17 protein-coding genes, 2 pseudogenes and 1 riboswitch are annotated in these 18,489 nt (G+C 69.5%); of the genes and pseudogenes, 7 read left to right on the top strand and 12 right to left on the bottom strand.

Annotated features, from left to right (window positions below; all coding sequences use genetic code 11):
• Nucleotides 1–7: 7 nt before the first annotated feature.
• On the bottom strand, nt 8–424 hold the full coding sequence (locus ACFVST_RS04885) for a cobalamin B12-binding domain-containing protein (protein WP_390146922.1): 417 nt from the start codon (nt 422–424) through the stop codon (nt 8–10).
• Between the two features lie 362 nt (nt 425–786).
• On the opposite strand from ACFVST_RS04885, the gene ACFVST_RS04880 reads away from it, so the two are divergent.
• Together ACFVST_RS04880 and ACFVST_RS04875 are read left to right on the top strand one after the other, a co-directional pair.
• Entirely contained in the window at nt 787–1,782 is a 996-nt protein-coding gene (locus ACFVST_RS04880; protein ID WP_390146920.1) for a lipase family alpha/beta hydrolase, read from the top strand.
• Between the two features lie 240 nt (nt 1,783–2,022).
• Nucleotides 2,023–3,930: a peptidoglycan DD-metalloendopeptidase family protein gene (locus ACFVST_RS04875; protein WP_390146918.1), complete on the top strand. Its 1,908-nt coding sequence runs from the start codon at nt 2,023–2,025 to the stop codon at nt 3,928–3,930.
• Between the two features lie 55 nt (nt 3,931–3,985).
• Here ACFVST_RS04875 and pcrA read toward each other — a convergent pair whose 3' ends face one another.
• Entirely contained in the window at nt 3,986–6,520 is a 2,535-nt protein-coding gene (gene pcrA, locus ACFVST_RS04870) for a DNA helicase PcrA (RefSeq protein ID WP_390146916.1), read from the bottom strand.
• Between the two features lie 345 nt (nt 6,521–6,865).
• Nucleotides 6,866–7,020, top strand: a riboswitch (cyclic di-AMP (ydaO/yuaA leader).
• 7 nt (nt 7,021–7,027) lie between these two features.
• On the opposite strand from pcrA, the gene ACFVST_RS04865 reads away from it, so the two are divergent.
• Complete coding sequence (locus tag ACFVST_RS04865; protein WP_390146914.1) at nt 7,028–8,233, top strand: NlpC/P60 family protein; 1,206 nt, start codon at nt 7,028–7,030, stop codon at nt 8,231–8,233.
• A gap of 40 nt (nt 8,234–8,273) precedes the next feature.
• On the opposite strand, the gene ACFVST_RS04860 is transcribed toward ACFVST_RS04865, so the two are convergent.
• The gene (locus tag ACFVST_RS04860; protein ID WP_390146913.1) at nt 8,274–8,627 is read right to left on the bottom strand and encodes a hypothetical protein; all 354 of its coding nucleotides are present in this window, start codon (nt 8,625–8,627) and stop codon (nt 8,274–8,276) included.
• A 309-nt stretch (nt 8,628–8,936) separates the two neighbouring features.
• On the opposite strand from ACFVST_RS04860, the gene ACFVST_RS04855 reads away from it, so the two are divergent.
• Entirely contained in the window at nt 8,937–9,989 is a 1,053-nt protein-coding gene (locus ACFVST_RS04855) for an NlpC/P60 family protein (protein WP_390146911.1), read from the top strand.
• Between the two features lie 282 nt (nt 9,990–10,271).
• On the opposite strand, the gene ACFVST_RS04850 is transcribed toward ACFVST_RS04855, so the two are convergent.
• The 4 genes and pseudogenes from ACFVST_RS04850 to ACFVST_RS04835 form a co-directional block, all read right to left on the bottom strand.
• Complete coding sequence (locus ACFVST_RS04850; protein ID WP_390146909.1) at nt 10,272–10,793, bottom strand: glycine-rich domain-containing protein; 522 nt, start codon at nt 10,791–10,793, stop codon at nt 10,272–10,274.
• Between the two features lie 127 nt (nt 10,794–10,920).
• Nucleotides 10,921–11,753 (bottom strand): annotated as a pseudogene (locus ACFVST_RS04845) (helix-turn-helix domain-containing protein).
• A pseudogene (locus ACFVST_RS04840) lies at nt 11,743–12,266 on the bottom strand (DUF6879 family protein). The pseudogenes ACFVST_RS04845 and ACFVST_RS04840 overlap by 11 nt, the downstream one beginning before the upstream one ends.
• Nucleotides 12,250–12,459: a hypothetical protein gene (locus ACFVST_RS04835; protein ID WP_390146907.1), complete on the bottom strand. Its 210-nt coding sequence runs from the start codon at nt 12,457–12,459 to the stop codon at nt 12,250–12,252. The pseudogene ACFVST_RS04840 and the gene ACFVST_RS04835 overlap by 17 nt, the downstream one beginning before the upstream one ends.
• A gap of 303 nt (nt 12,460–12,762) precedes the next feature.
• Between ACFVST_RS04835 and ACFVST_RS04830 the strand changes: the two genes are divergently transcribed.
• Both ACFVST_RS04830 and ACFVST_RS04825 read left to right on the top strand, forming a co-directional pair.
• The gene (locus tag ACFVST_RS04830; protein WP_390146945.1) at nt 12,763–13,653 is read left to right on the top strand and encodes a D-alanyl-D-alanine carboxypeptidase family protein; all 891 of its coding nucleotides are present in this window, start codon (nt 12,763–12,765) and stop codon (nt 13,651–13,653) included.
• A 321-nt stretch (nt 13,654–13,974) separates the two neighbouring features.
• Nucleotides 13,975–14,724 carry a class I SAM-dependent methyltransferase gene (locus ACFVST_RS04825; RefSeq protein WP_390146906.1) on the top strand — a complete coding sequence of 250 codons (750 nt, stop codon included), beginning with the start codon at nt 13,975–13,977 and terminating at the stop codon, nt 14,722–14,724.
• 50 nt (nt 14,725–14,774) lie between these two features.
• On the opposite strand, the gene ACFVST_RS04820 is transcribed toward ACFVST_RS04825, so the two are convergent.
• From ACFVST_RS04820 to ACFVST_RS04810, 3 genes are all read right to left on the bottom strand, one after another.
• A complete protein-coding gene (locus ACFVST_RS04820; RefSeq protein ID WP_390146904.1) occupies nt 14,775–15,035 on the bottom strand; it encodes a DUF397 domain-containing protein in 261 nt (86 codons plus the stop codon).
• A 102-nt stretch (nt 15,036–15,137) separates the two neighbouring features.
• A complete protein-coding gene (locus ACFVST_RS04815; protein WP_390146902.1) occupies nt 15,138–15,344 on the bottom strand; it encodes a DUF397 domain-containing protein in 207 nt (68 codons plus the stop codon).
• The gene (locus tag ACFVST_RS04810; RefSeq protein WP_390146900.1) at nt 15,341–16,156 is read right to left on the bottom strand and encodes a helix-turn-helix domain-containing protein; all 816 of its coding nucleotides are present in this window, start codon (nt 16,154–16,156) and stop codon (nt 15,341–15,343) included. Before ACFVST_RS04810 ends, ACFVST_RS04815 begins: the two co-directional genes overlap by 4 nt.
• A 137-nt stretch (nt 16,157–16,293) precedes the next feature.
• On the opposite strand from ACFVST_RS04810, the gene ACFVST_RS04805 reads away from it, so the two are divergent.
• Nucleotides 16,294–16,719 (top strand): ATP-binding protein, encoded by a 426-nt coding sequence (locus ACFVST_RS04805; RefSeq protein WP_390146898.1) that lies wholly within the window; start codon nt 16,294–16,296, stop codon nt 16,717–16,719.
• Nucleotides 16,720–16,727: 8 nt separating this feature from the next.
• Here the strand turns inward: ACFVST_RS04805 and ACFVST_RS04800 are convergent, their stop codons facing one another.
• A complete protein-coding gene (locus ACFVST_RS04800; RefSeq protein ID WP_390146896.1) occupies nt 16,728–17,441 on the bottom strand; it encodes a LuxR C-terminal-related transcriptional regulator in 714 nt (237 codons plus the stop codon).
• On the bottom strand, nt 17,438–18,489 hold a 1,052-nt coding region (locus ACFVST_RS04795; protein ID WP_390146895.1), incomplete at its 5' end, for a sensor histidine kinase. The genes ACFVST_RS04800 and ACFVST_RS04795, both read right to left, overlap by 4 nt.

The following is an 18,489-nucleotide window of genomic DNA, read 5'->3' as shown; positions in this document are numbered from 1 at the left end:
GGGCCGGTCAGGCGCCCGCGGGCTGGCGGACGTTGGCGTTGACCCAGTCCACGATGGACGCGGTGGTCGCGCCGGGGGTGAAGATCTCCGCGACGCCCTTCTCCTTGAGCGGCGGGATGTCCGCCTCGGGGATGATGCCGCCGCCGAAGACCTTGATGTCGGCGGCGTCGCGCTCCTCAAGGAGTTCGATCACGCGGGCGAAGAGGGTGTTGTGCGCACCGGAGAGGATGGAGAGGCCGATCGCGTCGGCGTCCTCCTGGATGGCGGTGTCGACGATCTGCTCGGGCGTCTGGTGCAGGCCGGTGTAGATGACCTCCATACCGGCGTCGCGCAGCGCCCGCGCGATGACCTTGGCCCCGCGGTCGTGGCCGTCGAGCCCCGGCTTGGCCACCACGACTCGGATCGGCCCGGCTGCCACACCCATCACTGCCTCCATCACCACACGCACCACAGCGTGTACTCAGTGCACCGACTGTCAATCGGGCCCGGTAGAGCCCGGCGGCCCCGCACCGTGCGGCGGGGGCAGTGAACGCACGTTATCCCCAGCATCCCGCACCGAACCGTTTCACGTCGCAGAGCATGGGGGAAATCACACAGAGGGACAAGCGCACAAAGCACCTCGTCTCCGCGGCCCGGCGGCCGTGGGGCTGGTGCCGGAGGAGCCGCCGCGGCAGATCGTCGTACCGTAGCCGTCCGACCACGGGGTGTGGCGAGAGTCCGGGGTCGGCTCCCCAAGAGACATGCGGGACCGGAGCAGTCCTTCCGCGTGCCGATGGGAGGTCGACCATGAAGACCGCCAGGGCCCTGTGGTCACTCCCGTTCCTGCCGCTCCCACCTCTGCCCTCGCTCCCCACCCTCCCCTTCCTCTCATCGCTCTCCTCGCTCACCCCGCTCTCGTCGCTCTGCTCCTTCTCACCGCTGTCGCTGCTGCCCCGGCTGGCGATGCCTTCCGCGGAGGCGGTGAAGGCCTCCGCACTGGAGGCGGCGATCCTGATGGGGCACGTACTGCTCTATCCGTCGGGCATCCGCGCCGCGGCAGGGCTGCTCACCCCCGCCGCGCAGACGCTGATCGAGCCGCCGGAGACGGGCGCCGGGGAAGGCGCCGTACCCCTGCCGCTGCCGGTCGGGGTCGGGCAGCCGCCGGTGCTGCTGCTGCACGGGTTCGTCGACAACCGTTCCGTCTTCGTACTGCTGCGGCGGGCGCTGGCCGGGCGGGGTGGGCGGCAGGTCGAGTCGCTCAACCACTCGCCGTTCGCCACCGACATCCGGGTCGCCGCCGAGGAGTTGGGGCGCCGGATCGCGGAGATCTGCCGCAGTACCGGGCATGAGCGGGTGGATGTGGTGGGGCACAGCCTGGGCGGCCTGATCGCCCGGTACTACGTACAGCGGCTCGGCGGCGATGAGCGGGTGCGGACCCTGGTGACGCTGGGCACTCCGCACACCGGGACGCGGGTGGCACCGCTGCTGGATGTGCATCCGATCGTGCGGCAGATGCGGCCCGATTCGGATGTGGTGGCGGAGTTGCGCTCGCCGGCCCCCGGCTGCCGTACGCGGTTTGTGGCGTTCTGGAGTGATCTGGACGAGGCGATGGCGCCGCTGGAGACGGCCTGTGTGGAGCATCCCGATCTGCTCACCGAGAACGTCCGGGTGACGGGCATCGGTCATCTCGCCCTGCCGGTGCATCCGGCGGTGACCGGGCGCCTCCTGACGATGCTCGGCACCCCGCCTCCGGCGGACACTCCCGGACAGACCCGGCCGGACGGCGGCCTCACGGTCGCCTGACTTGCCGGCCGGCCCTGTCGAACGTTCACCGAACGCAGCGCCAAAGGCGTGTCCGGGCTCCACCGAAAGGCTGCCGAATGCCCGTTTCCCACCGGCAGGAAACCTGCCAAAGATTGTGGCGCCCTCATACCGCCGGGTACAGTCTCGGCACTGCTCTGCCTCTGGGGGGCGGTGACAGCCCTCGGCCCACCGCCGCGGAACAGCCCCCCAGCCCCTGCTGCCGAGGCGAAAGAGAAGTTGGTGAACGACCGTCATGTGTCGGGGACAGGACTTCCCCCGACTCCGGCGCCAGACGCCGACTACGCGCCCTATCCGGGCTACGACCAGCAGGGCACCCCGTACGACACGCACGCCGGGTACGCGGTCCATGACCCTTACGCCACCGGCTCGTTCGAGTCGTCCGGCGCCTATCAGACCGCGGACGGCTACCAGTCCGGCGGCTATCCGGACACCTCCTCGTACGGCACGGGCCAGTGGGCGACCGGTACTTACGACACGACCGGCACTTACGACACCTCGGGCCTGGAGAGCGGCGGGTATGACGCCTCCGCTCATGGTGCGGTCGGTTATGGCGGCACCGGTTACGACGGCTCCGGGTATGACAACTCCGCTCATGGCGGTGCGGGGTACGACAGCGCGGAGTACGCCAACGGCGCCTATGAGACGGGCACTTACGAGAGCACCGCTCACGGGACGGCCGGTTACGAGAGCACTGTTCACGAGAACACCGCTCACCACAACGGCTTTTACGAGAGCACCGCTCACAGCGGCACTCCGGCGCACGGCACCCCCCTCTATGACGGCACCGCCTACGGCACCGGTGGCTATGCGAACGTGAGCGACGGCGGGACCGGGGACTTCGCGGCGGATCCGCTCTTCGGTGATCTCCACGCCGCACCCGCGCCGGGCGAGCCCATCGGCCACCAGCCGGCCGACCACGCCAACGACCCCTACAGCACCGGCACTTGGGCCACCGGCATCTACGCCCACGACGTCTACTCCACGGAACATCCGGCGGCGGGCGTTCCCGCCGGGGGCATTCCCGCGCAGGCCGTCCCGGAGCACTCGGGCCAGTGGGACACCACCGCGTGGACCACCGGCACCGGCGAATGGGGCGTACCGCACGAGCCCGCGGCGGACACCCACTCCTACCCAGCCCACGGCGAACGCCCCGCCGACCCCACCGAGGCCCCCCTGGACCTCACCCTCGACACCGAACACCGGCCCGCGGCAACCGACTTCACGCCCGCGGACCACACCTACGCCGACCACACCCCCGCCGACCACGAGTCCCCCGAGCACGCCCCCCTCGAAGAGGCGGAAGTCCTCGAGGCGGACGGGGAGTTGGCGGAGGACTGGGCGCCGGCGGGGCGTTCCGGGGGCGGTGGCCGGGGGAGGGCTCGGCGGCGTGCTCCGGTGAAGCGGTCCGCACTGCTCACCGTGGCGGTGCCCTCGGTGTGCGTGGTGGGGGTGGCGGGCATCGCGGCCGCCTCGGTGAGCGGGATCGGCGGCAGCGACGGCGGTGACGACACCAAGGACGTGGCGGCTGCGGCGGCCCCGGACACCCCGGCGGTCAAACCCTCTGTGGTGAACAACAAGTTGGACACCCAGTTGCAGAACCTCTCCACGGACGCGGGGGACTTCGCCGACCGGGCCAGCCGTACCCAGGAACGTATCGATCTCAAGGCGCAGCAGGAGACGGAGCGGAAGAAGGCCGCGGAGGAGGCCGCCCGCAAGGAGCGGGAGCGGCCCAAGTTCCTGCTGCCGGTGAAACAGCACGGTCTGAGCGCCTACTTCGGGCAGGCCGGGGTGAACTGGATGTCGGTGCACTCCGGTATCGACTTCCCCGTCTCCTATGGCACGCCGGTCATGTCCGCGACGGACGGCACCCTGCGCACCCAGTGGAACAGCGCCTACGGCAATATGGCGGTCGTGACCGCGAAGGACGGTACGGAGACCTGGTACTGCCATCTGTCGCGGTATGCGCTGCCGAGCGGTTCCGCGGTGAAGGCCGGTGACCAGATTGCCAGTTCGGGCAATTCCGGCAACTCGACCGGTCCGCATCTGCACTTCGAGGTGCGGCCCGGGGGCGGCTCGGCGATCAACCCGCTGCCGTGGCTCCGCAGCCACGACCTCGACCCGACCTGAGCCGCCCGCCCGAGAAGAGGCACCCGAGAAGAGGCGCCGCCTACAACTCCTGCGCCTACAGCTTCTCGACCGGCGCGTACCGCAGTAGCAGCCGCTTGGGCTTGGTGTCGCCGAAGTCGATGGTGGCCTCGGCGTTGGTCCCGCTGCCCTTGACGCCGACGACGGTGCCCAGGCCGAACTGGTCGTGGGTGACGCGGTCCCCGATGGTGAGTGCCACCACCGGTTTCTCGGTGGCGCCGCCCCGCCGGGTGGCGAAGCCGGAGGCGCCCGCGGCGGCGCTGCGGGACCGGGACGAGGACAGCGAGGCCGCGATGGAACCGACCGGTCCGGAGGCCTTGGGCGCGGCGGCCCCGGTCCGCTTCCAGTCGAGATGCTGGTCGGGGATCTCCTCCAGGAAGCGGGAGGGCGGGTTGTACGAGGGCTGGCCCCAGGCGCTGCGCAGGGTGGAGCGGGTGAGGTAGAGCCGCTCGCGGGCGCGGGTGATGCCCACATAGGCGAGGCGGCGTTCCTCTTCGAGTTCCTTGGTCTGGCCGAGGGCGCGCATATGCGGGAAGACGCCGTCCTCCATGCCGGTGAGGAAGACGACGGGGAACTCCAGGCCCTTCGCGGTGTGCAGGGTCATCAGGGTGATGACGCCGCTGCCGTCCTCGTCATCGTCGGGGATCTGGTCGGAGTCGGCGACGAGGGCGACCTGCTCCAGGAAGTCGGCCAGGGTGGCGCCCGCGCCCTCCCCTTCTCCTTCCGCCGTCGCGGCGTTCTCCTGCTCGAACTCCAGGGCCACGGCGGCGAGTTCCTGAAGGTTCTCGATGCGGGTCTCGTCCTGCGGGTCGGTGGAGGCCTGCAACTCGGCGAGGTAGCCGGTGCGTTCCAGTATGGCTTCGAGGACGGTGGCGGGGCCGGCGCCGGATTCGACGACGGTGCGCAGGTCCTCCATGAGGGTGTTGAAGCGCTTGACCGCGTTGGCGGAGCGGGCGGCCATGCCGTAGGCCTCGTCCACCCGGCGCAGGGCCTGCGGGAAGCTGATCTTCTCCCGCTGGGCGAGCGCGTCGATCATCGCCTCGGCACGGTCGCCTATGCCGCGCTTGGGGACGTTGAGGATGCGGCGCAGCGGGACCGCGTCCTCCGGGTTGGCGAGGACGCGGAGGTAGGCGAGGACGTCGCGGACTTCCTTGCGCTCGTAGAAGCGGACGCCGCCGACGACCTTGTAGGGCAGACCGACGCGGATGAAGATCTCTTCGAAGACCCGGGACTGGGCGTTGGTGCGGTAGAAGACGGCGACATCACCGGCCTGGGCCTTGCCCGCGTCGGTGAGGCGGTCGATCTCCTCGGCGACGAACTGCGCCTCGTCGTGCTCGGTGTCCGCGACATATCCGGTGATACGGGCGCCGTCGCCGGCCTGGGTCCAGAGGTTCTTGGGGCGGCGGTTCTCGTTGCGTTCGATGACGGCGTTGGCGGCGCTGAGGATGGTCTGGCTGGAGCGGTAGTTCTGTTCCAGCAGGATGGTGGTGGCGTTGGGGTAGTCCTCCTCGAACTGGAGGATGTTGCGGATGGTGGCGCCGCGGAAGGCGTAGATGGACTGGTCGGCGTCGCCGACGACGCACAGCTCGGCGGGCGGCAGGTCCTCGGGGCTCGGCGGGGTGTCCTCGTCGCGCGCCCCGGCGGACGGCCCGACCAGCTCGCGCACCAGGGCGTACTGGGCGTGGTTGGTGTCCTGGTACTCGTCCACGAGGACGTGGCGGAAGCGGCGGCGGTAGTGCTCGGCGACATCGGGGAAGGCGCGCAGCAGATTGACGGTGGTCATGATCAGGTCGTCGAAGTCCAGCGCGTTGGCCTCGCGGAGGCGGGACTGGTACATCGCGTAGGCCTGCGCGAGCGTCTTCTCAAATCCGTCCGCCGCCTGTGCCGCGAAGTCCTCCTCGTCGATCAGCTCGTTCTTGAGGTTGGAGACCTTGGCGCTGAAGGACTTCGGCGGGAACTTCTTCGGGTCGAGGTCCAGGTCGCGGCAGACCAGGGCCATCAGGCGCTTGGAGTCGGCCGCGTCGTAGATGGAGAACGAGGAGGTGAAGCCGAGCTTCTTGGACTCGCGGCGCAGGATGCGGACGCAGGCGCTGTGGAAGGTCATCACCCACATCGCGCCGGCGCGGGGGCCGACCAGCTCCTCGACGCGCTCCTTCATCTCGCCCGCCGCCTTGTTGGTGAAGGTGATGGCGAGGATCTGGCCGGGGTGCGCACCGCGCTCGGCGAGGAGGTGGGCGATGCGGTGGGTGAGCACCCGGGTCTTGCCGGAGCCGGCGCCCGCGACGATGAGCAGCGGGGAGCCCTGGTGCGCGACGGCGGCGCGCTGGTTCTCGTTGAGCCCGTCGAGCAGTGCCGCGGCGTCCAGGGCGGGGCGCGGGGCACCGTTGCGGTAGTACGCGTCCTGGGCGGGCGGTGCGTCGAAGCGGCCCTGGAAGAGGTCGTGCGGGATCTCCTCCGGGGCTTCGTGCTCCTCGTGCTCCGGCGGGGGCGGGGGCTCCTCGGCGGCGTGCGGCGGCTCGTGTCCGCCCTGGAGGCCCTGGAGGAAACTGTCGTCAAAGAGGCTGCTGCTCATCGCCTCCCGAGTCTAGGCCGCCCCACTGACAACCCGTGCCGCCTTGCCCGGACCGCTCCCGCGCCATGTGACGTGACGCACATCAATCCCCTTACCGCACGGGCCAGTTGACGACTGCCCGCCCGCGGAAGCGGCTGCCCCGTCCCGGCGACCGTTAATCGCTCACCCCGCCCCCACGACACGCCCGCACTTCGAACACCGAGCGCGTTCGGCCCTTCACCCAGCGCGAAAGTCACGGAAATGTATCGGACAAATGGAACACCAACCTTCACATCCACCACGCGAGTTGGCTAGCGTGCCCGGCACGGGCGGCCCGTATCCCCGTCGGCGAACCGACGCCGGCACGGGCGGCCCCCGCCGAGTCCGGTGCGCCCCCGAGGCAGCCGGAGCCGGGGACCCACACGACCTTGGGGTGAATCGGTCCCACCGGGCCGTAGGGCGACCTTCCGTTCCAGCCCGAACCCGACAGCTAACCCGGTAGGCGGTCCACGGAAGGAGTCGCCGGCCTTGGCGTCGCACCGCAAGCCGCGGAACACAGGCACTCGTATCGCCGGGATGCGCACCTCCCCGGCGCTGGGTATCACCACCGCCGCCCTCACCTCGGTGGCACTGCTCTCGCAGAGCGCGCAGGCCGCGCCCGAGAAGCCCAAGCCCAGCCTGGAGGAGGTGCAGAAGAAGGTCGACGGCCTGTACCACGACGCGGGTGTCGCCACCGAGAAGTACAACGCGGCGAAGGTCCGCACCGCGGAGCAGCGCAAGGCCGCGGACAAGCTGCTCGACCAGGTCGCCGCGCGCACCGAGCAGCTCAACACGGCGCGTACGGAGCTGGGTTCGTTCGCCGCCGCCCAGTACCGCACCGGCGGTGTCTCGGACACCGCGACGCTGATGCTGGCGGACGACCCGGACCAGTACTTCGACCAGAGCCATCTGATGAAGCGGCTCACCTCGCGCCAGAAGAGCGCCGTCGACGACTACCAGAAGGAGCAGGTCGCGACGGCGAAGAAGCGGCGCGAGGCGACGAAGAGCCTGGCGAAGCTGACCGAGTCGCAGCAGGAGCTGCGCGATTCCAAGCAGACCGTGCAGCAGAAGCTGGGTTCGGCGCGGAAGCTGCTGTCGAAGCTGACCGCCGAGGAGAAGGCGCGGCTCGCGGAGATCGAGCGGAAGAAGCAGGAAGAGGCCAGGCGCAAGGCGGAGGAGAAGGCCCGCAAGGAGGCCGCCGAGAAGAAGCGCCGCGAGGAGGAGGAACGCAAGAAGCGGGAGGAGGGCGGCGGCGGTTCTGGCGGTTCGGGCTCGGACACCGGCGGCGGTTCCGGTGGCTCCGGCGGTTCGGGCGCCGGTTCCGGTGGCTCGTCCGGCGACTACGCGACCAAGGCGGCGAAGGTACTGGCGTTCGCCCGCGCCCAGATCGGCAAGCCCTATGTGTGGGGCGCCACCGGCCCCAACGCCTACGACTGCTCGGGCTTCACCCAGGCCGCGTGGCGGGCGGCCGGTATCACCCTGCCCCGCACCACCTGGGACCAGGTCAAGGTCGGCACCACGGTCTCGGTGGACAACGCCAAGCCGGGCGACCTGGTCTTCTTCTACAACGACATCAGCCATGTCGGGATCTACGTCGGCGGCGGCAACATGATCCACGCGCCGAAGCCCGGGGCGAACGTCCGCACCGAGTCGATCTACTACATGCCGATCCACAGCGTGGTGCGGCCCGCCTGAACCGCGGTACGGGTGACCCCGTCCGCGCGGGCGGGCGGGGTCAGGTCCACAGCACGGCGATGAAGACGTTCGCCGTGGTGAGCAGGCCGACCAGGCCGAACAGCCGCTTGTCCACCGTCTCCTCGTCGCGCTTCACATAGACCAGGCCCAGGATGACGATGAGGATCAGCAGCTTCAGGCCGATCTTGACGTGGTCGAGGCCGTAGCGCTGGGACTCGTTGATGCCGACCAGGGCTATCCCCGTGACCAGCATGGTGAGCGCGCCGTGCAGCATCGCCGGGACGAAGCGGGCGGCCCCCTGGCCCATCGCCTTCATCTGGGTGAGGAAGCCGCCCAGCAGCGAGGCGATACCGATGATGTGCAGCCCGACGAAGAGATGGAGGAGTACGTCCATGCCGGGAGCCTAGCCCGGGGGTACCGGCAGGTCATCGGGCCGGGGGTGCTTTCCGGTCTGCGTAAGGCACGGCGGTGGGGCGGCCGTTAGCACGGCGGAGGCGGCGGGGGCCGGGGATCGCCGGTTCCGTCGGAGCCTGATTGGAATGCGAGATTCCGCTCCCACCCGGATCGTCACTTTCCGCCAACACCCGCTCCCGTACGGTCACTTGCGTACAGCGGGTCACGAACCGGTCACGCTCGCGGCTAGCGTCCTTCGCCGGATGCCGTCGAGGTGCGGCGGCGCAGGCAGTGAAAGGACGTGGCCCCTTTGGCAGCGCACAGAAAGTCCGGCCGGCGGCTCCTCGCCGGCCGCCGCGGCCGTACCGCCGCCGCTCTCGCCCTGGCGGGTGCGGCGACCGCGACCGCGCTGGACGGCACCGTGCACGCCGCACCCGCCCCCTCCCCCGCGCAGGTCCGGGCCAGAGTGGCGAAGCTCTACCAGCAGGCGGAGGCCGCCACCGACCGGTACAACGGCGCCAAGGAGAAGGCCGAGGCCGCCGAACGCCGCCTGGGTGACCTCCAGGACCAGGTGGCCCGCCGCACCCAGCACCTCAACGACGCCCGGAACGCCCTGGGTTCGGCCGCCGCCGCCCGCTACCGGACCGGAGGACTGCCGCCCGCGGTGCAGTTGGCGCTCTCCTCCGAGCCGGACCAGTACCTGGAGCGGGCCTCGCTCGCGGAGCGGGCGGGCAGTCGGCAGACCGAGCAAGTCGCCGGAGTACAGCGGCAGTTGGGCGAGCTGAAGCGGCTGCGGTCGGCGGCGCGACAGCAGGCGGGCGAACTCGCCGCGCACCGCGCCGAGTTGCGGCGCGAGAAGCAGCGGGTCACCGGAAAGCTGGGCGAGGCACGGCGGTTGCTCTCCCGGCTGACCGCCGCCGAACGCGCCCGCGCCACCGCCCGGCACACCTCGCCCGGCCACCCCACCCGCACCGCCCACCGCCCCGCCCCCACAACACCGGTCGCCGCCCCCGGCACCCGGGCCGGCGCCGCGGTGGCGTACGCCCGCAGCGCTCTCGGCAAGCCGTATGTGTGGGGCGCCACCGGCCCCCACGCCTACGACTGCTCCGGGCTCACCCTCGCCGCGTACCGGGCGGCCGGGATCTCCCTGCCGCGCACCACCTACGCCCAGATCAACGCCGGGCACCGGGTCTCCAAGGGCCAACTCCGCCCAGGCGACCTGGTGTTCTTCTACTCCGGCATCAGCCATGTGGGGATCTACATCGGCGGCGGCCAGATGATCCACGCCCCCAACCCGAGCGCCCCGGTCCGCATCGCCCCCATCAACCAGATGCCCTTCGCGGGCGCGACCAGGGTGGGCTGACGGGCGGCATATACCGGGAGGCGGCACGATTCACCACCGCGCGTCACTCGTTCTCGGGTGGGATGACGAATCCTCGCGTCGGCCCCGAACGAGGTTGCTCCGGTGGGTACTTGGCGGCCAGCGCCGCCAGTGCGTCAGCCGTCACGTCCCGGCGCGTGGCGGGGTCGGCCGTGTCGTACACGCGCCAAAGCCCCGCAGGGTTCTCCGGGTCCTCCGGGGCGACCACACCCGGAATTCCCAACTTCCGTAGTACAGCGTCGACTTGCCGGCCCTGTTCAGCGTTCACCCTTCCGCCTTCCTCTGCTTGCGGCCGGCCTGGGCATCGCCACCGCCCGAGCAGTGTGAAGCGCACCTGCCCGGATTGATGGGGCCGCAGCCGCCGGGCTTGGGCGTGTGGGAGCAGTTGGCCGCCACCGGCACCAGGGCCTTGGCCGGGCCTGTCCACAGTTCGCTGTCCACGGTGTGCCCGGCCTGCTCGATGACGGCCACCGTGCGGGTGAGAGCGTGCTCGTCGTACCGCTCGGCATCGGGAAGCTCGGGCCAGTGGTGCACAAACCGCCCGAGGCGGTCGCACAGCTTCTCGTACAGGTTCGTGTGCAGGATCAGGGCGTGCCATCCCTCGTCCACCACATGGGACGGCGTGATCTCGACCGTGGGGAACCGGGCAGCGGCGTCCATGAACTTCAGTGCTTCCACCACGATCCGTTCAGCCGTCGCCTCTTCCATACCGGGGTTGTTGTCGACCACGGTCGCGACGACACCCCCCAACGCCGCGGGGGTGAGTAATGCGCGCGCATTCTGCATAGGTGTTCCTCCTCGTTGCGGCACCTCATGGCCACCCCGTCTCGCCCGGTGGCCCGACCGTCCGAGATTCGATTTTCCCGGGAACTGAGTAGATTTCCCAGCCCTATTGGCGTTGGCTGGTAGACGATCACGCACGGTACTCCGCGGCCCACCGGCCGAGCAGCAATCTGGCTTCCTCGCCGAACAAGGCGTGATGCTCGAACACGCGGAACACTTCGAGATGTTCCGCGATGTCCTTGGCATCCTGGAAAACGATACGGCCGGTGAATGTCTCGACGGTCACCAGCCGTTGGCCGTACACGGTGAAGGTGTTCATCGGCCCACGCCCGGCGAATGTCCCCGTGGGGATGATCCCGATACGCACATGGGGCAGACGCGAGATCGAGGCGATCCGATCCACCTGGACAGCCATGGCCACCGGCGGGACCAATGCCCATCTGACGGCTTGTTCTGTCAGAAGGAACGTGAAGTCCTTCGCACCGTCGTAGAGGACTGCCTGCCGTTCCAGCTTCCTGGCGACCATCTTGGCCGTGTCCACCGGGGAGTTGCTGAGGCTGGCCCTGATGTATTCGGGGGTGGCCAGGAGTCCCGTCACCATTGCGGGCAAAAAGTAGCGCAGTGCGGTGGCTTCCCTTTCCAGGCCGGCCAGTTCGGCTTGCCGCTTCTCCAGACCTCTTCGCCAGGATGCCCGCTTGCCTTGCCACTCCGTGTTGGCGAGCCGCGCGAGGGCGGTGACCCGGCCTGGAGTTCCGGTGGCACGCCGAGGGCTCTGAGGATCAACTCGACATCCACCGGACCGGGCGTGACTCGTCCGGTCTCGATATTGCTCAGCTTGGTCTGAGAGATATTGCAGCGCCGGGCGAGCCAGACCTGAGTACGCCCGGCTCGCCCGCGGATGCCGCGGAGTGTCTCTGCCAGGTCGGCTTTCGACTGACCCAGCCGGTCCGGGTCAAACGTCAAGGCCCTTCACGTACTCCTCGAAAGGTACCGCGTGCTCCAGGGCGACCCGTTTCCACTCACCGTACGGGCCGACATCGCCGTCGTACGCTTCCCGATTGATCTGCGTTCCGTCCGGGCGGAAGTTCAGGTGCGCTATGCGGGAGTCGTCGAACATCCACCAGTCGGAGCCTGAGAGCGGCAACCGAACCCTTCGTGTGTCACATCCAGAATCCGGATGTCTTCCCCCGCCGCGATGTTTCCGGGGATACCCCAGGCGAATTGATACCGCTGATAGTCGGTGAGCGGACGGCGCACGATACGCACACGACCGACACGCTTACCGGATTCGACGTACCCGCGGACTCGTTCGTGCCATCGGGCATTGTGGCCGACGGGTTTCTCCTCACCTCGGAGGAAGCGGGCGATGTTCTCCTGCTCCTTGGGCATGGTGTACGTGGGCTGCGCCTCGAACCGCCATGCTTCCCCTTCGAAGGCGTCGAAGAAGCGACGCCAGTCCTCACCATCCAAGAGCACGGACGGCCTCCCTCAGAACATGCTCGGGAATCTCCGCCAGCACTTCGCCGGAGGGCGGGACGAACGTATCGGACACAACACCCTGGACCACGATGGAGCCGTTCTCGGTCCGGTAGACGTTCGGGCAGTCGTCGTCGTCACAGTCGGGTCCGCCGATGGTGCCGGTCAGGCGGGTCAGTTCGGCACGCGCCATGGTTCCCCTCCTCGGGCGCAGGGTCGTTTCCTGCCGCCATGGGGACGGTAGAACGACCCCGGCGACCCGGTCCACGGCACTTCGCTGATATTCGTGTTGCCGGGTAGACGATCTCGAAGATCCGACCCACTTCCTTAGCAAATCACCCCATACCGTCCACCCCGAACAGACGGACACAGGACAAGTGTTGACGTTCTGCGCATCCATCGGGGCTTCTCGTTCGTCTTATGTGCACGCGGCACTCTCAGGTGCCCGCACTTTAAGGCAATTTGGAGCAATCACTTGAAGACCGGCATCAGATACATCGGCGGCATCAGCGGCGCGAGCCGAGTGACCGCGGTCACCGTGCTGGCGGGCGCCGTGACGGCGGCGGGGGCGGTCGTCGCGCCCGCCGCGCAGGCCGCCACCCCGGCCAAGCCGAGCATCACCGCCAAGGGCGGCTTCGTCATGGACCGCGGCAACGGCAAGACCCTCTACACCAAGGCCGCCGACACCCGCCGTTCCACCGGATCCACCACCAAGATCATGACGGCCCGGGTGGTGCTCGCCCAGAAGAGTCTGAATCTGGACGCCAAGGTCACCGTCCAGAAGGCCTACAGCGACTACATCGTGTCGAAGAACGCGTCCTCCGCGCGCCTCATCGTCGGCGACAAGGTCACCGTCCGGCAGTTGCTGTACGGGCTGATGCTGCCGTCCGGCTGTGACGCGGCGTACGCGCTCGCCGACCACTTCGGTACCGGTACCACCCGGACCCAGCGGGTCTCCTCCTTCATCGGGAAGATGAACACCACCGCGAAGAGCCTGGGCCTGACCAACACCCACTTCGACTCCTTCGACGGCATCGGGAAGGGCGCCAACTACTCCACCCCGCGCGACCTCAGCAAACTCGCCTCGAACGCGCTCGGTTACTCCACCTTCCGCACCGTGGTGAAGACCAAGTCGACCCAGCAGAAGGTGACCACCAAGAGCGGTGGCTACCGCTATATGTCGTGGACCAACACCAATAAGCTGCTCAGCGGCTACACCGGCACCATCGGCGTCAAGACGGGCTCGGGCCCCGAGGCCGGTTACTGCCTGGTCTTCGCCGCCACCCGCAACGGCCGCACCGTCGTCGGCACCGTGCTCGCCGACTCCTCGGAGACGCAGCGCACCACCGACGCGAAGAAGCTCATGGACTACGGCTTCGCCCGCTGACCTACCCCGCGACGGCGACCGCTTGAAGTCCCGTGCTGGCGGGGCGAGTTGAGCACCCCTCCGGGGCATCCCGGGCCACTGGAAACGGTGGCCCGGGATGCCCGCCCCACCGCCCCCGCACGCCCCAGGACCACACCACCGGCACCCGTTCCCCCACCCCTCGGGGAACCACGGCCACCCACCTTCCGCGCGGCGCTCAGAGGCCGCCCCACAGCCACCGCCCGCACCGGCTGAACCTCTCCCCACCTGGCCTTTCCGTCCTCCCGCAGCTACTCTCGGCCCGCCCGTGGCGACAAAAGCCCGAGCGGTGAGGGAGTGGTGATGGAGCGGAACGTGCGGACGGTGGACGACCTACTGCGGCTCATGGACCGGATGTTCGCGCCGGACGCCGACCGGTGGACCGAGCACGGTGGCAGCGCGTGGTGGGACCGCCGCTACCAGGACCGGTCAAGACCGCTCCCGTTCTGCTCCACCGCCGCCCCCGACGAGAACCTGGCCGACTACCTGGACCGCGGCCTGCTGCACCCCCGCCGCGCCCTCGACCTCGGCTGCGGCACCGGTCGCAACGCGCTCCACCTCGCCGCCCAGGGCACGGAGGTCGACGCGGTGGACCTCTCCCCCACCGCGCTCGCCCGGGCCTCGGAACGCGCCCGCGCCGCCGGCGCCGACATCTGCTTCCACCAGGGCGACGCCTTCGCCCTCACCGGCACGGCGCTCACCGGCCGGTACGACCTGATCTACGACTCCGGCTGCTTCCACCACCTGCCGCCGCACCGCCGCATCAGCTACCTCGCGCTGCTCGACCAACACCTCGCGCCCGGTGGGCACTTCGCCCTCACCTGCTTCGCCGCCGGTGTGCCCGACTCCGGCACCGAGCGGTCCGACGCCGACCTCTACCGGGACGGGCACCTGCACGGCGGCCTCGCCTACACCCCGGACCAGCTCCGCTGGATCTTCTCCGACCTGACCCCCGTCGAAGTCCGCCGTATGCGCGAACAGCCCCCGGGCGCCGCCCACTTCGGGAAGAGCTTCCTGTGGACGGCACTCTTCCGCCGGGCGCCCGAGGACTGACGGGAAGCGCCGTACGGCCTGCCACCGCTGATCCGGGGGCCAGCGGTCAGTCAGATACGCGGCGTCGCCCCGAGGAAGGCGGACCAGGCGCACGCCTCCACGGTGAAGGTCGGGCTGCTCTCACCGAGCTTGGAGTCGCGGACGTGGATGGAGAGGGGTCCGGTACCGGTGCGCTGCCGGGCGACTTCGAGGCAGTTGCCGCCTTCACTGTTGCTGTAGCTCGACTTCCGCCAATCCAGGGCGACTTCCAGGCAGTTGCCGCCCTCGGTCCCGCTGTAGCTCGACCTGAACCACGCCAGACGATCGCTCACGGCCACTCCTCCACCTGCGGTCGGCGCCACTGTCGTTACGCCCAAATCGTCCCGCACGGTGGGGAGTTGCCGTCAAGAACGCGAAATCGGCCAAAGCGGGGGTCAGACGCGGGGCGTCGACTCCAGGAACGCGGACCAGGCGGCAGCGTCCACGGCGAAGGTCGGGCCGCTCTCACCGAGCTTGGAGTCGCGGACGTGGACGGAACGGATTCCGGTGACGGTTGCGGTGTGCTCCCAGGCGACTTCGAGGCAGTTGCCGCCGTCGCTGTCGCTGTGGCTCGACTTGAACCAGGCCAGACGATCGCTCACAGTTGCCCCGCCACCTTCTCGATGAACTTTGCCGACTCTTCCACGCTTAGCGCGTGCATCCGAATCATGCCATGCTTCCGAGTCAGCGCACTCACCTTGTCTGCCTCGGCGTAGAGCGCGCTGGTCTCCTGCCCTTCAACAAAGGCATAGTCAACGTGATCTGCTGTCTCTAGCAGGGTGATGCCTCCGTTCAAGGCGACACCCGCTCCCGGCCCAATCGGCAGCACCTGAATTGAGACGTTGCGCTGGCGCCCGACTTCCGTCAGGTGCATCAACTGCTCGCGCATGACCGCCGCGTCGCCGAGCACGGACCGCAACGCAGCCTCGTAGATCACGAACCCGAAGATGACGCCCGGCTTGCGCACCACGATCTCCTGCCGCCGCACACGGGCTGTCACGCGCTCCTCGACGGTCTCGTCGTCCAGGGGCGGACAACTGCTGCCAATCAACGCACGTGCGTACTCCGCGGTCTGGAGAAGTCCCGGAATAAGCAGCGGCTCATAGGAATGCATTGCGATGGCCTCCGCCTCCACCGCAACAAACGCCTGCGTCCGCGCCGGAAACGGCTCCGGCTTCAGATACTCCTGCGCCGCGATCAGCTTCCCGCCCGCTCCGCACAACTGGTCCGCCGCGTGCAGGAGTTGGCGCGTGGGACGGCGGCGGCCGTTCTCCATCGACTTGACGTACTCGTAGTCGTAGTGGGCCTCCGCGGCGAGGGCGTTGCGGCTCACTCCTGTCTGTTCGCGCCAGAGTTTGATCTGACTGCCGCAGTAGCGCCATGCGATCGGTGCCTCTGATGCTGCCCCTGCCACCCATGCCTCCCGGGGTCCCGCCGGTGTACAGCGACGCTGGGTACCTGCGTCGCCACTGTCGAGGCTACGCAGGTTCGCGGACGCTGAGCTGCGTAATCGTCGGATCTCCACCCCCTGAAATCGTCAAGGACCGCCGTATGCCGCTCACTTCGCCGCCGACCCCTTCGCCCACGCCGCTCTCCGTCCAGTGGCGGTTGTCGACTCATGCCCGTAGTGCGGGGCGGGTGCGGAAGCTGTTGCGGGAGCGGGCCGTGGTGTGGCGGTTGCCCGAAGAGGCCACGGAGAGCGCGGAGTTGCTGCTGACGGAGCTGGTGACCAACGCCTACCGGCACGCCCGGGCGCCGCGCGGGCGGGAGATCTGGGTGCGGTGCACGCTCGACGGCGGGCGGCTGCGGATCGAGGTCTCGGACGCGGGCGACACCTTCCCCGTGCCCCAACAGCCCGACCTGGACGGGGAGTCGGGCCGCGGACTGACCCTGGTCGCCGCCCTCTCCGCGGACTGGGGCGCGGACCCCCGCCCGTGCGGCATCGGCAAGACGGTCTGGTGCGAACTGCTGGTGTGAGCCGCTGCTCACACCAGCCGTCGTGCCGTCGCCCAGCGGGTCAGTTCGTGGCGGTTGGAGAGCTGGAGTTTGCGGAGGACGGCGGAGACGTGGGACTCGACTGTCTTGACGGAGATGAAGAGTTGCTTGGCGATCTCCTTGTAGGCGTAGCCGCGGGCGATGAGGCGGAGGACTTCGCGTTCGCGCTGGGTGAGGCGGTCGAGGTCCTCGTCGACGGGTGGGGCGTCGGTGGAGGCGAAGGCGTCGAGGACGAAGCCGGCGAGCCGCGGGGAGAAGACCGCGTCGCCTTCCTGGACACGGAAGATCGAGTCGACCAGGTCGGTGCCGGTGATGGTCTTGGTGACGTAGCCGCGGGCGCCGCCGCGGATCACACCGATGACGTCCTCCGCGGCGTCGGACACGGAGAGCGCGAGGAAGCGTACGGGCTGCTCGGCGTCCGTCATCAACGCGGCGCTGCGGCGCAGGACTTCGACGCCTCCGCCGCCGGGCAGATGCACATCGAGGAGGACGACCTCGGGCCGGGTGGCCTTGATGACGTCGACGGCCTGGTCGACGTCGGCGGCCTCCCCGACGACCTCGACGCCGGTCTCCTCGGTGCGGCCGATCTCCGCCTGGACCCCGGTGCGGAACATGCGGTGGTCGTCCACGAGGACGACCCGCACCCGGCGGCCGGAGTCGTCCAACTGCCCCTCGGGGCCGGTCGGTTCGGTCATCTCGCTCATGGCGTGGTCTCCGCCCTCTCCATCGTCAGCTCGACCTCGGTACCGCCGTCGGGTACGGCCCGCAGGCGGGCGGTGCCGCCGTGCCGCCGCATCCGGCCGATGATCGATTCCCTTACGCCCATCCGGTCGGCGGGCACCGAGTCCAGGTCGAATCCGGGACCGCGGTCGCGTACCGAGACGAAGACGGTGCCGTCCTCGGCCTCGGCGTACACCTGCACCGCGCCGCCCTCGCCACCGTACTTGGCGGCGTTGACCATCGCTTCGCGTGCGGCCTGCATCTGTGCGGTGATCTTCTCGTCCAGGGGGCAGTCGCCGACGACGACCACCTCGATGGGCACGCCGTGCTTGTCCTCGACCTCGGCGGCGTGCTTGCGGACCGCTTCGGCGAGGGTGCCGGGCTCCTCGTCGGCCTCGGGCTCGCCGCGGTCCGGCTTGTACAGCCAGGCGCGCAGTTCGCGTTCCTGGGCGCGGGCCAGGCGCCGCACCTCGCCGGGGCTGTCCGCGTTGCGCTGGATCAGGGTGAGGGTGTGCAGCACCGAGTCGTGGACGTGGGCGGCGACTTCGGCGCGTTCCTGGGCGCGGATGCGCATCAGCCGCTCCTCGGACAGGTCCTGCGTCATCCGCACCAGGTAGGGCCCGGCGAGCAGGGCGATACCGACGAGCACGGCGAGCGCGGCCTGGAGTACGGCGCCGAGGTGCTGGGCGGAGCCCTGGAGTACGAAGATCGCGGTGACACCGGTGCCGACGAGGAGGACTCCGGCCGCGGACCTGGCCAGGGTGAGGGTGGTGCGGCGGCGGCCGGCCTCCATCCAGCGGGCGCGGCGCGCGTTGTCGGCCTGCCGCCATACCAGGGCGACCCCGGCGCCGACCAGCAGCGCCGGGATCAGATAGGCCTTGGCGGGCCCGCCGAGGTCCACCTTGGAGACGAAGACCAGGGCGACGACGACCATCGCCAGCAGGGCCACGATCTGGCCCTTGTCGGGGCGGCGGGCGACGAGCCGTCGGCGGCCGTCGGCGGCGGTCTCGGTGGCGAGGGGCACGGTACGGC

Origin of the sequence: Streptomyces sp. NPDC058045 (assembly GCF_042885635.1) — a bacterium.
GTDB lineage: Bacteria > Actinomycetota > Actinomycetes > Streptomycetales > Streptomycetaceae > Streptomyces.
The sequence above is the reverse complement of the archived record's forward strand: the minus strand, read 5'-3'. Positions and strand labels throughout refer to the sequence as shown.

Coding starts and splice junctions, on each gene's coding strand:
- ACFVST_RS04835 (WP_390146907.1), bottom strand. CDS start 12,459: ATGGCGCGTGCCGAACTGACCCGCCTGACCGGCACCATCGGCGGACCC.
- ACFVST_RS04800 (WP_390146896.1), bottom strand. CDS start 17,441: ATGAGCGAGATGACCGAACCGACCGGCCCCGAGGGGCAGTTGGACGAC.
- ACFVST_RS04825 (WP_390146906.1), top strand. CDS start 13,975: ATGGAGCGGAACGTGCGGACGGTGGACGACCTACTGCGGCTCATGGAC.
- ACFVST_RS04885 (WP_390146922.1), bottom strand. CDS start 424: ATGGGTGTGGCAGCCGGGCCGATCCGAGTCGTGGTGGCCAAGCCGGGG.
- ACFVST_RS04850 (WP_390146909.1), bottom strand. CDS start 10,793: ATGCAGAATGCGCGCGCATTACTCACCCCCGCGGCGTTGGGGGGTGTC.
- ACFVST_RS04860 (WP_390146913.1), bottom strand. CDS start 8,627: ATGGACGTACTCCTCCATCTCTTCGTCGGGCTGCACATCATCGGTATC.
- ACFVST_RS04880 (WP_390146920.1), top strand. CDS start 787: ATGAAGACCGCCAGGGCCCTGTGGTCACTCCCGTTCCTGCCGCTCCCA.
- pcrA (WP_390146916.1), bottom strand. CDS start 6,520: ATGAGCAGCAGCCTCTTTGACGACAGTTTCCTCCAGGGCCTCCAGGGC.
- ACFVST_RS04805 (WP_390146898.1), top strand. CDS start 16,294: ATGCCGCTCACTTCGCCGCCGACCCCTTCGCCCACGCCGCTCTCCGTC.